We start from the raw sequence: 11262 nt of genomic DNA, 5'->3' as shown, positions 1-11262 counted from the left end.
ATGACCTACGACCTCCTGGTGATCGGCGATGCGAACCCCGACGTGGTCGTCGGGCCCGTCGACCAGCCGATCCTGTTCGGCCAGGCCGAACGCCTCGTTCCCAGCGGTTCCCTCGTGCTCGGCGGCTCGGCATCGATCATGGCCTGCGGCGCCGCGCGTCTCGGTCTGCGCGTCACCTTCGCGGGCCGGGTGGGTGACGACGCGGCCGGCGACTTCGTCCGAACGTCGCTGGCCGACCGCGGCGTGAACGTCGACGCACTCGTCGTCGACGACGCACTGCCGACCCCGCTCACCACCATCCTCACCTCGGGCGACGACCGCGCGATCCTGACCTCTCCCGGCTGCCTCGCGGCCATCTCTGCCGACGACGTACCGAGAGACCTGCTCCGGTCGGTGCGCCATGTGCATGCCGCGTCGTTCTACCTCCTACCGTCGCTGGCGGCCGGACTGGCAGGCCTCTTCAAGGAGGCAAAGCGAGCCAAGGCCACCACCTCGCTGGATCCGAACGACGACCCCACGGCCCGCTGGGACCGTACGATCCTCGACCCGATCCTGCGGGTCACGGACTACTTCCTCCCCAACGCCGCCGAAGCCCTCGCGCTGACCGGTCACCCGTCGGTCGAAGAAGCCGCCGGCATCCTCGCCCGCCGCGGCCCCTTGGTCGTGGTGAAGAACGGGTCGGACGGCGCCCTCGCCCACAACGGGTCCAAGGTCTTCACGACACCGGCGCTGAAGGTCGACACGGTCGACGCCGTCGGAGCGGGCGACAGTTTCGACGCCGGCTGGGTGGCCGCCGTACTCGACGGGTCCCGCACCGAGCGTGCCCTGGCCATCGCCGCGGCCTGCGGTTCGCTGTCCACCCGCGCCGCCGGCGGTACGGCGGCCCAACCCGACTGGGATCAAGTGACAGAGAGCGTGACGCCATGACCAAGATCGCCTTCATCGGCGCGGGCAGCGTGGTCTTCACGCAAGGTCTGCTCGCCGACCTCTTCGGCCTCGACCTCGGGCCGCTGCACATCGCGCTGCACGACATCGATCCCGAACGCCTCGACACCGCCGCGGCCGCCGCGGCGTACATCGCCCGCGAACACCGGTCCACCCCGCGGATCACCGCCGACCTCGACCGGCGCGCCGCGCTCGCGGACGCCGACTTCGTGATCAACATCGTCCAGGTCGGGATGAACGCCGCCACCCGCCTGGACTTCGAGATCCCCGCCCGCTACGGGATCCGGCAGACGATCGGCGACACGCTCGGCGTCGGCGGGGTGTTCCGCGCCCTCCGCACATTCCCGGTGCTGCGCGGTCTCGCGCTGGACATCGCCGACGTCTGCCCGGAGGCGTGGTTGCTCAACTACACGAACCCGATGGTGATGAACATCTGGTACCTGAAGGCCCTCGGCGTCCGGAACGTCGTTGGCCTCTGCCACTCGGTCTACTGGACGATGCAGGGCCTGTCCGAGTTGGTCGGCGTACCGTACGACGACGTCACGTATCTGGCCGCCGGCGTCAACCACCAGTCCTGGGTACTGCGGTTCGAGCGCGCGGGCGAGAACCTGTACGACCGGTTGGACGCGGCGATCGCGGCGGACCCGGAGCTGCTGCGGCGGGTCCGCGTGGACATGTACCGCAGGCTCGGCTTCTACCCGACCGAGACGAGCGAGCATTCGTCGGAGTACGTGCCGTGGTACCTCCACCACCCGAGCGAGGTCGAGCGGCTCCGGTTACCGATCGGCGCGTACCTCGAGATCGTCGCGGACAACCTCGCGTCGTACGAGCGAACCCGTAGCGCGCTGAAGTCCGGCGAGCCCATGATGGTCGAACCAACGATGGAGTACGCCCCGCAGATCATCCACAGCATCGTCACCGGCACTCCGCGAACGGTCTACGGCAACGTGCCGAACAACGGTCTGATCAGCAACCTGCAGTCCGGCGCGGTCGTCGAAGTGCCTTGCCTGGTTGACGCTTCGGGCGTGCGACCCACAGCGATCGGCGCCCTCCCCGCACAATGCGCAGCGCTGAACCGCTCGTACCTGAACGTCGCCGAACTCGCCGTCCAGGCCGCCATCGACGAGGACCCGCGGGCCCTGCGGCAGGCCGTGATGGTCGATCCTGCGACCGCGGCCGCGCTCCCGGTCGAGCAGATCTGGGAGCTGTGCAACGACCTGGTGATTGCTCACCGCAACTACTTGGACCCGTCGTTGAGGGCAGCGCTCAGATAGCTCCGGTACGTCGCGAACTCGGACAGCACCTCGGCCGCGGTCCGCTCGCCCGTCAGCGCTCCGACGCCCTGGCCCGCGTAGATCGACGCGCGGGCCGGGTCACCGGCCGCCGAGCCATCGGCATAATCCGCGTGCCCGGCGTCGTCGGTTGCGAGTTCCTGCTCGCGGCCTTCCCAGTTGTCGAAGTACGCGTTCCGCAACGCGCGACCACCGAACTCGTCCGGCCACCCGGCGCGCGACGCGGCGTCGAACACCGTGCCGTAGACGGTGTCGGTCTCGTCGGCCTCAATGATCCGCTGCCGCACCGGTTCCTTCGTCAACGCCTCCACGCAGGTGAGGAACGCCGTACCGATCCAGCCGCCTGCTGCGCCCGCCGCGAGAACTGCCGCCAGCCCGCGCGGCCCCGAGATCCCGCCACCGGCGAGCACGGGCAGATCGGTGAGGTCCAGAATTGCCTGCAGCAACGGCAGTGTCGCGACCGCGTTCCGGCCGTGCCCGCCCGCTTCGGCACCGCGGGCGACGATCGCGTCCACGCCGGCATCCACAGCCTCACGCGCGTCCGCCACCGTCCCGGCCTGCGTCGCGACGACGATGCCCGCCTCCTGCAGCGGCGCGACGTACGGCTTGTAGTCGCCGAAGCTCAGCGAGACGAGCGCCGGCTTCAGCTCGAGGATCGCTTCCAGGTGTTCCGGATGCTCCCCGACCGACCAGGCCATCAGCCCGATCCCGTACGGCTTCCCGCCCGCGGCCGCGATCGCGCCCTCGGTACGAATCCAGTCGGCACTCACCGCCGACCCCGCACCCAGCATCCCCAGCCCACCCCCGGCCGAGATCGCCGCGGTCAGCCTCCCTCCACTGACATTGGCCATCGGAGCCCCGACCACCGGCACCGTCATCCCGAACCGCTCACTCAGCCACATACCCACAGCCCACCACACCCCCACCCCCAAACCAACCCCAACCCTCCACCACCCCTGCGCCACCCCTGCGCCCCCACGAAGTCCCCCGGACGTACCCGCCCGCCTCCCTCGCGTGCCCCTGCACCACGCCCGGAGGCTGTGAACCCCCACCGGTGCCTGAGCACAAGCAATTGCCTGTCCACAGCCCCCGCCGAGCGCGCAAACCCCCGACTGCCAGCGCACCCCCGCCACCCCAACCCCGCGCCACACACCAACCCCGCCCAACGCCGCACCCTCCGCGGCACCACACCACAACCGGGTCTGTAGACCCCCACCGGAGACCACGCACAGGCAATTGCCTATCCGCGGTCGCCGCCGGGTGTTCACACCCCGAGCGCCGGCCCACGCCGCCATCGCCGACCTCCGTCTGCCGTCTGCCGACCGCCGACCGGGCACGCCAACGCAACGCGCCAGGGCCACCAACCGGCCCCGCGCCACACCCGGTCCTCGGTTACCTGCCGGGACTGTGCACATTCGGTGGGAACTGCGCGGAGGTAATTGCCTCTGCACAGCCCCCGCCGGATGTTCACACCCCCGAGCGCCGGCGTACCGCAACAGGCGCGCCACGGAACGGGCGCCGTTCATGATGCGCGGAACCACGCGATGCGGTGCCGAGCAACCCGACAGCTCGGGTACGCCGCCCGCCGCGCAATGCCAATCGCAGCGCGCGGTGTCGCACCATCTTCGGGGCCTCGCACCCCCACCGGGGACTGTGCACAGGCAATTACCTATCCACGGTCCCCACCTGGTGTGCACACCCCCAAGTGCCCACGTACGCCGCACCGCGCGCCAGCCCGCGCCGCCACACCACGCCCGGGCCTGTGCCCCCACCGGGGACTGTGCACAGGCAATTACCTATCCACGGTCCCCACCTGGTGTGCACACCACCAAGCGCCCACGTACGCCGCACCGCACGCCAGCCCGCGCCGCCGCACCACGCCCGGGCCCGTGCCCCCACCGGCGACTGCGCACAGGCAATTGCCTGTCCACAGGCGCCGCCGAGTGTGCACAGACCCAAGTGCTGGCATGTGCCTCAGCCGGGGGAACGAGGAACGGCCGGCCTCGGGGGTCCGGGGCCGGCCGTTCGGGGGTTTGGGTTACTTGTAGACGTCCGACTGCGGGTCGCCGTGGCAGCGCTTGTACTTCTTGCCGGAGCCACAGGGGCAGGCCGCGTTGCGCGGTGTACCGGCGTACTCCAGCTGGCCGCCTTCGGCGCCCTCCTGGTGGGTGGCCACCTCGTCGTCACCGTCGATCGTCGGCGCCGAGTACGTCAGCCGCTGCGGACGGCTCTCGTTGCTCAGGCCCTTGGCGCGCAGGCGCGGCGTGTCGCGAGGCCGCGGGGTGTCCTGCGGGCGCTCCTCCTCGCTGTCCTCGGACCGGCCGGCGAACTCCGCGACCGGGGCACCCGGGGTGAGGATGTCCTGGATCCGGCGACCTTCGAGGCTGTCCTCGTCGGCCAGCGCGGCCTCGGAGGCGAGCTCCATCTCGGCGCGCATCGCCTCGATGTCGACCTCCACGTTGAAGATGAAGTTGATCGACTCTTCCTTGATCGACTCCATCATCGAGGCGAACATGTCGTAGCCCTCGCGCTGGTACTCGACCAGCGGGTCGCGCTGCGCCATCGCGCGCAGGCCGATGCCCTCGCGCAGGTAGTCCATCTCGTAGAGGTGCTCGCGCCACTTCCGGTCCAGCACGCTGAGTACGACGCGGCGCTCCAGCTCGCGCATCGCCTCCTCACCGAGCAGCTCCTCACGGCGCTCGTACGCCGCGTGCGCGTCCTCGAGGAACCGCTCGACCAGGAAGTCCTGGGTCAGACCGGCCTTCTCGCCGCCGGCCTCCTCGATCAGTTCCTCTTCGGTGAGCTCGGTCTGGTACAGCAGCTTCATCGCGGCGAACAGCGCGTCCAGGTCCCAGTCCTCGGCGAAGCCGTCCGCGGTCGCGCCCTGCACGTACCCGGTGACGGTCTCCTCGAGCATGTCCTGCACCTGGTCGCGCAGGTCGGCGCCCTCGAGCACGCGGCGACGCTCGTCGTACACCACGTGGCGCTGACGGTTCATCACGTCGTCGTACTTGAGGATGTTCTTCCGGGTCTCGAAGTTCTGCGCCTCGACCTGGCCCTGCGCGGACGCGATCGCCTTGGTGACGACCTTGTTCTCCAGCGGCTGGGAGTCGTCATTGTTCCGCGACATCGCCCAGTCGACCATCTCGCGCTTGAACAGCCGCATCAGGTCGTCCTCCAGCGACAGATAGAACCGGGACTTGCCCGGGTCGCCCTGGCGGCCGGCGCGACCACGCAGCTGGTTGTCGATCCGGCGGGACTCGTGCCGCTCGGTGCCGAGGACGTAGAGGCCGCCGAGTTCGCGGACCTCCTCCTGCTCCTCCTTGACCTGCTTCTCGAACTGCTCCAGCAGCGCCGGGTACTCCGCCTCGTACTGCTCGATGTCCTCGGCCGGGTCGATGCCGCGGGCACGGAGCTCCTTGTCGGCGAGGAACTCGGGGTTGCCGCCGAGGATGATGTCGGTACCACGACCGGCCATGTTGGTGGCCACCGTGACCGCGCCCTTGCGGCCGGCCTCGGCGACGATCGCCGCCTCGCGCTCGTGCTGCTTCGCGTTCAGCACCTCGTGCTTGATGTTCTCCTTGAGCAGCTGCCGGGAGAGCCGCTCGGACTTCTCGACCGACGTCGTGCCGACCAGGATCGGCTGCCCGGTGGCGTGCACCTCGACGATGTCCTTGACCACCGCGTCGAACTTGGCGTCCTCGGTGCGGTAGATCAGGTCCCGCTCCTCGACCCGGATCATCGGCTTGTTCGTCGGGATCGGCACCACGCCGAGCTTGTAGACCTTGGAGAACTCGTTCGCCTCGGTCATCGCCGTACCGGTCATGCCGGCCAGCTTGGTGTAGAGCCGGAAGTAGTTCTGCAGCGTGATCGTCGCGAGGGTCTGGTACTCCTCCTTGATCTCGACGCCTTCCTTGGCCTCGATCGCCTGGTGGAGTCCCTCGTTGTAGCGACGGCCGTGCAGCGTCCGGCCGGTGTGCTCGTCGACGATCAGGACCTCTTCCTGACCCGGGCCGCCGACCACGACGTAGTCCTTGTCCCGGTGGAACAGGTCCTTGGCCTTCAGCGCGTTGTTCAGGTAGCTGATCAGCGGGGTGTTGGCCGACTCGTACAGGTTGTCGATGCCGAGCCGGTCCTCGACCTTCTCGATACCGCGCTCGAGGATCGCGACCGTGCGCTTCTTCTCGTCGACGTCGTAGTCGGCGACCCGGCGCTTGGTCTCGTCGATCTCCAGGTCGGTGACGCGCGGGTTCTTCCGCTTCAGCTCCGCCTCGTCGGCCAGCGTCCAGGCCTTCAGCGCGTTCGCGATCCGGGCCATCTCGACGTACCAGCGCTGGGAGTCCTCGGCCGGGCCGGAGATGATCAGCGGGGTCCGGGCCTCGTCGACCAGGATCGAGTCCACCTCGTCCACGATCGCGTAGTTGTGCTCGCGCTGGACGCAGTCCTCGATGCTGCCCGCCATGTTGTCGCGCAGGTAGTCGAAGCCGAACTCGTTGTTGGTGCCGTAGGTGATGTCCTTGGCGTAGGCGATCCGGCGCTCGGCCGGCGACATCTCGGGCAGGATCACGCCGTAGTCGAGGCCGAGGAAGTGGTACACCCGGCCCATCCACTCGGCCTGGTACTTCGCCAGGTAGTCGTTCACCGTGACGACGTGCACGCCCTTGCCGGACAGCGCGTTCAGGTACGTCGGCAGTGTGCCGACCAGCGTCTTGCCCTCACCGGTCTTCATCTCGGCGATGTTGCCGAGGTGCAGCGCCGCGCCACCCATGATCTGGACGTCGTAGTGCCGCTGGTGCAGGGTCCGCTGGGCGGCCTCCCGGACCACCGCGAACGCTTCCGGCAGCAGCGCGTCGAGCGACTCCCCGTTCTCGTGCCGCTGCTTGAACTCCGCGGTCTGGCCGCGCAGCTCCTCGTCGGACATCGCTGTGAAGTCGTCCTCGATGGAGTTGACCATCTTGGCGATGCCCTGGAGCTGGCGGAGGATCTTGCCCTCGCCGATCCGCAGGACCTTGTCGACAACCTTCATGGTGGGGAGTTCTCTCCTTGCTGCTGAAGCCTGGAAGCGGGCGACGCCGCATGGCACGGCCGACCCCGGGGGAAGGCGTGCGTCCCCCATCGTACGGGGCCGAGTGTGCCAAGCCACGCCCGCAGCGTGCCTCGGGCCCTAACCGACCCACGCGCGAGGCGCCCGGAAAGTTCCCGGTGTCGTCTCAGAAACCGCGCAAGGCGTCACTCAGCGCAGGCGACAGATCACCTCCACCGGCCACCCGGACCTGGTCCAGCCCGAGCCAGCCGGCCAGCTGGACGAGCTCGGCGGCCAGCTCCTCGGGCGTCTCCACCGGAGCCTTCGGCTCGGCGTGCGCCGACTGGACGAGCAGTACGCCGCCGGTGCGGTCAGCCTTCAGGTCGACTCGGGCGACCAATTTGTCCCCGAGCAGGAAGGGCAGCACGTAGTACCCGAAGATGCGCTTGTCGGCCGGGACGTAGATCTCGATCCGGTACCGGAAGTCGAAAAGGACCTCGGTCCGGGTCCGTTCGAAGACCAGCGAGTCGAACGGGCTGACCAGGGCGCGGGTGTTGACCCGTCGCGGCAACCGCGCGTCGCGGTGCAGGTACGCCGGGCGCTTCCACCCGTCGATCCGGACCGGCAGCAGCTCGCCTTCCTCGACCAGCTCCGCGATCGCCTGCAGCGTCGGCTCCGGCGCAGTCCGGAAGTAGTCCCGCAGGCACTGCGCCGTCGCCACCCCGTGCGCCCGCGCCGCGATCGAGACCAGCCCGCGGTGCGCCTCGGCCGGCGACGGGGTCGGCGTGTCCACCACCGCGCGCGGCAGCACCCGCTCAGGTACGTCGTACATCCGCTCGAACTGCTGGTTGCGCCCCGCCACGGTGATCTCGCCCGCGAAGAACAGGTACTCGAGGGCCTGCTTCACGTCGGACCAGTTCCAGCCCCAGTTGTTCCGCTCGCGCTCGACGTCGTCGTCGATCTCCCGCGCGGTCAGCGGGCCGTGTGTCTGGACATCGGCGAGCACCTGCTTGACCAGGTCGGGACGCTTGCGTGCGATCGACCGCGGGCCGCCCCACGCCTCGGTCGTCGCCCGCGCCATCCGCCAGCGCATCAGCGGGTGCGTCTCGACCGGGATCAGCGACGCCTCGTGCGCCCAGTACTCCACCAGGCGACGTGGTGCCTTCCCGGAGGCGCGGTCGAGCAGGTCGCGCGGATACGGACCGAGGCGCGAGTAGAGCGGCAGGTACTGCGTGCGGCTCAGCACGTTCACCGAGTCGATCTGGATCAGCCCGATCCGCCCCAGCACCCGAGCCAGCGCCCGCGCATCGGGGACGCCCTTCGGCCGCGGATCCATGAACCCTTGCGCAGCCAGCGCGACCCGGCGCGCCTGAGCCGTCGACAGCACCTGTGTAGTCACGCGCCCGATTGTGCCGGGCCGCACCGACATTCCCACGTTCCTCTTTGGGTCCCCACCAACCGTCTTCACGCCCTCGAAACGGTTGGTGGGGACCCAAAGACGGCGGAGACGGGCTGGGCATAACTCGGAAGTTACCGAAAGTGGGAGGTGCGCTACGGATGGTGTTCGGGGGAACCTGCCAGCAGGCCGTCCGCCCGTGCGGCCCCTATCACCCTGGAGTGAGGCATGACAGGAACGAAGCATGTAATCCGTGCTGCCCTGGCGGCCGGTGTCCTGACCGCGGCGTCCCTCGGTGCGGTGGCCGTGGCCGGCTCCGCGTCGGCCGCGCAGAACCCCGGCGCCCCCACCAACCGCATCGTCGGCGGCACCATCGCCCACACCGCGGACGCCCCCTGGGCCGTGGCCCTCAACAACAGCGGTTCCCCCTCGCCGAGCGGCCAGTGGTGCGGCTCCACGCTGGTGAAGGCGAACAAGATCGTCACCGCCGCGCACTGCGCCCAGGAGGCCGCATCCACCTACACCGCGATCCAGGGTCGGGACGTGCTGACCCAGACCGGTGGCAAGACGTCGAAGATCAGCAGCATCTGGGTGGACCCGGAGTACGGCAAGTCCGCCGGTCACGACGTGGCGGTACTGACGCTGGCGACGCCGTTCGACGGTGTGGACACGCTCGCGCTGGAGACCGACAAGGCCGTCGACAAGGCCGGTGCTGCGTCCGTCGTCTACGGCTGGGGCTCCACGGAGGGCACCGGACCGGAGGACACCTTCCAGAAGGTCGACGTACCGGTGCTCGGTGACGACTACTGCTCGAAGGCGTACGCGAGCCAGGGCTACACCCCGGACGGCGAGATCTGCGCCGGCTACGAGCAGGGCGGCAAGGACTCCTGCCAGGGCGACTCCGGTGGCCCGCTGGTCCTGAACGGCCGCCTGTTCGGCGTCGTCTCCTGGGGCGTCGGCTGCGCGGACGCCGGTAACCCGGGTGTCTACGCCCAGGTCGCGACGTACGCGACCGAACTCCAGCAGCAGATCGACAGCTGACCCAGCAGCGACAGCGAAGGGGCCGGGCGATCGCCCGGCCCCTTCGTCGTGCTCCTCCCGCGGTCTAGACGGCCAGCCTGATCACGCCGTAGTCGTAGCCGCGGCGGCGGTAGACGACGCTGGGCTGGTTCTCGTCGGCGTCGACGAACAGGTAGAAGTCGTGCCCGACCAGTTCGAGCTCGTAGAGCGCCTGGTCCAGGGTCATCGGCTTGGCGGTATGCGTCTTCTCCCGCATCACCAGCGGTCCGTCGCCGGTGACCGTGAGAGATCCGTACTTGTGTGTCGCCACTTCTTCCTCGGCGACTGGTTCCTCCACTACCGGGGCGTTGTCGTTGAGCGGCTGCTTCGCGTTCACGTGTCGCAGGCCTTCCGGCGTGCGCTCACCGCGATGCACCCGGCGCCGGTCGGCCGCCTTGCGGACCTGGGACCGGAGCCGGTCCAGGCAGACGTCGAACGCCGCCTGCTTGGTCTCTCCGCACGCCTCCGCGCGGACCACCGGACCCTTGGTGTACATGGTGAGCTCGACACGCATCGCCCGATCGTGCTGTCGCGGGTTCTTCTCCTGGCTGACTTCCACCTCGCACCGCAGTACCCGATGATCGACTTTCTCGATTCGCTCGAGTTTTTCCTCGACGTACTGCCGGAAGCGGTCACTGACCTCGCAGTGATGACCCTTGACAACGACGTCCACGGAAACCTCCATCGATCGGCGACTTCTTGTTACGTCTCCGGGCCCCCGTCCTTCCTGTCCTCGCTGAGCTGATCGCGATTGGGGCGCCCGAAACGAGAACACCCGCGGTCGAGCCGGTCGGACCCCGTGGCCAGGAAGCCGGCTGATCCGGTCCTGCACCACTTCACTGCCCGACAAGCCCCTGCGGGTGTCATAGGCCAACGCTAGTCGGCTTCGGCGAAAACCGGTAGAGAAGTTCTCATGAACCAGACGCCGCGTGTCTCGCCGTCGCGGCCAGGACGGCGCAGCCGAGGACCCGGATTCCGCCGGTTTCCAAGGCGCGGCAGGCCTCGCTGAGCGTGGATCCGGTGGTGATCACGTCGTCGACCAGCAGGACCGGTTGATCGATCAGCGTTTCAGCCCAGCGCGAACGCAGCCCGAACGCCCCGTCCAGGTTGGCGGTACGGCGTTCCGCGGACAGCCCGGCCTGGTCGTCGGGGCGCCGGACGACCCGCAGCGCGTCGGCGACCCGGGCGTCGATTCCCTGTCTGCGCAGGGATCTGACGGCTGTCTTCGTAATCCGCCGGAGTGGGTCGTGCCCACGCTGCCGGACTGTTGCCGGGGGCGACGGCACCGGGCAGAGCCACGCCGCCCTCCGCCCCGCCAGGGCCGTCCGAACGACGGTCGCGAGCAGCTGACCGAGCGGTTCGGCGAGCGCGTACCGGGCCTGCTCCTTGTGCGCGAGGATCAGCCCGCGGAGCTCCCCGCCGTACGCCGCGGCGGCGGTCGGCGGCGCGAGCCCGGGTGGCGCCGGGTCCGGCCATGCACGGAACGGAGTCAACTCCGTCAGTAGCCCCCGGCAACCAGCACAGAGAGTCACTCCGGGCCGTTCGCA

At 69.3% G+C, this 11262-nt stretch carries 8 protein-coding genes; 3 read left to right on the top strand and 5 right to left on the bottom strand.

Going from position 1 to position 11262, the window contains the following annotated elements; genetic code table 11:
• Together ACFYRH_RS31225 and ACFYRH_RS31220 are read left to right on the top strand one after the other, a co-directional pair.
• On the top strand, positions 1-927 hold the full coding sequence (locus ACFYRH_RS31225) for a carbohydrate kinase family protein (RefSeq protein WP_387782825.1): 927 nt from the start codon (positions 1-3) through the stop codon (positions 925-927).
• Complete coding sequence (locus tag ACFYRH_RS31220; RefSeq protein ID WP_387782821.1) at positions 924-2219, top strand: alpha-glucosidase/alpha-galactosidase; 1296 nt, start codon at positions 924-926, stop codon at positions 2217-2219. Before ACFYRH_RS31225 ends, ACFYRH_RS31220 begins: the two co-directional genes overlap by 4 nt.
• Here ACFYRH_RS31220 and ACFYRH_RS31215 read toward each other — a convergent pair.
• From ACFYRH_RS31215 to ACFYRH_RS31205, 3 genes are all read right to left on the bottom strand, one after another.
• Positions 2183-3139: an NAD(P)H-dependent flavin oxidoreductase gene (locus ACFYRH_RS31215; protein ID WP_387782819.1), complete on the bottom strand. Its 957-nt coding sequence runs from the start codon at positions 3137-3139 to the stop codon at positions 2183-2185. The two genes, ACFYRH_RS31220 and ACFYRH_RS31215, sit on opposite strands and share 37 nt — an antisense overlap.
• Before the next feature lie 1136 nt (positions 3140-4275).
• Positions 4276-7263 (bottom strand): preprotein translocase subunit SecA, encoded by a 2988-nt coding sequence (gene secA, locus ACFYRH_RS31210; RefSeq protein WP_387782817.1) that lies wholly within the window; start codon positions 7261-7263, stop codon positions 4276-4278.
• 184 nt (positions 7264-7447) lie between these two features.
• Complete coding sequence (locus ACFYRH_RS31205; RefSeq protein WP_387783950.1) at positions 7448-8596, bottom strand: winged helix-turn-helix domain-containing protein; 1149 nt, start codon at positions 8594-8596, stop codon at positions 7448-7450.
• A 288-nt stretch (positions 8597-8884) separates the two neighbouring features.
• Here ACFYRH_RS31205 and ACFYRH_RS31200 point away from each other — a divergent pair, with 288 nt between their 5' ends.
• Positions 8885-9697 (top strand): S1 family peptidase, encoded by an 813-nt coding sequence (locus ACFYRH_RS31200; protein ID WP_387782815.1) that lies wholly within the window; start codon positions 8885-8887, stop codon positions 9695-9697.
• 64 nt (positions 9698-9761) lie between these two features.
• Here the strand turns inward: ACFYRH_RS31200 and hpf are convergent, their stop codons facing one another.
• Both hpf and ACFYRH_RS31190 read right to left on the bottom strand, forming a co-directional pair.
• On the bottom strand, positions 9762-10388 hold the full coding sequence (gene hpf, locus ACFYRH_RS31195; RefSeq protein ID WP_387782813.1) for a ribosome hibernation-promoting factor, HPF/YfiA family: 627 nt from the start codon (positions 10386-10388) through the stop codon (positions 9762-9764).
• Positions 10389-10626: 238 nt separating this feature from the next.
• Complete coding sequence (locus ACFYRH_RS31190; RefSeq protein ID WP_387782811.1) at positions 10627-11208, bottom strand: ComF family protein; 582 nt, start codon at positions 11206-11208, stop codon at positions 10627-10629.
• Positions 11209-11262: the final 54 nt, after the last annotated feature.

Source organism: Kribbella sp. NPDC004875, from assembly GCF_042873375.1.
Classification (GTDB): domain Bacteria; phylum Actinomycetota; class Actinomycetes; order Propionibacteriales; family Kribbellaceae; genus Kribbella.
Note: the sequence above shows the minus strand (reverse complement) of the source record. Positions and strands in the feature narration are given on the sequence as shown.

Bases quoted from the DNA above. Each gene is read 5' to 3' on its own strand.
- ACFYRH_RS31220 (WP_387782821.1), top strand. From the start codon at position 924: ATGACCAAGATCGCCTTCATCGGCGCGGGCAGCGTGGTCTTCACGCAA.
- ACFYRH_RS31225 (WP_387782825.1), top strand. From the start codon at position 1: ATGACCTACGACCTCCTGGTGATCGGCGATGCGAACCCCGACGTGGTC.
- ACFYRH_RS31205 (WP_387783950.1), bottom strand. From the start codon at position 8,596: ATGGATCCGCGGCCGAAGGGCGTCCCCGATGCGCGGGCGCTGGCTCGG.
- ACFYRH_RS31200 (WP_387782815.1), top strand. From the start codon at position 8,885: ATGACAGGAACGAAGCATGTAATCCGTGCTGCCCTGGCGGCCGGTGTC.
- ACFYRH_RS31215 (WP_387782819.1), bottom strand. From the start codon at position 3,139: ATGTGGCTGAGTGAGCGGTTCGGGATGACGGTGCCGGTGGTCGGGGCT.
- secA (WP_387782817.1), bottom strand. From the start codon at position 7,263: ATGAAGGTTGTCGACAAGGTCCTGCGGATCGGCGAGGGCAAGATCCTC.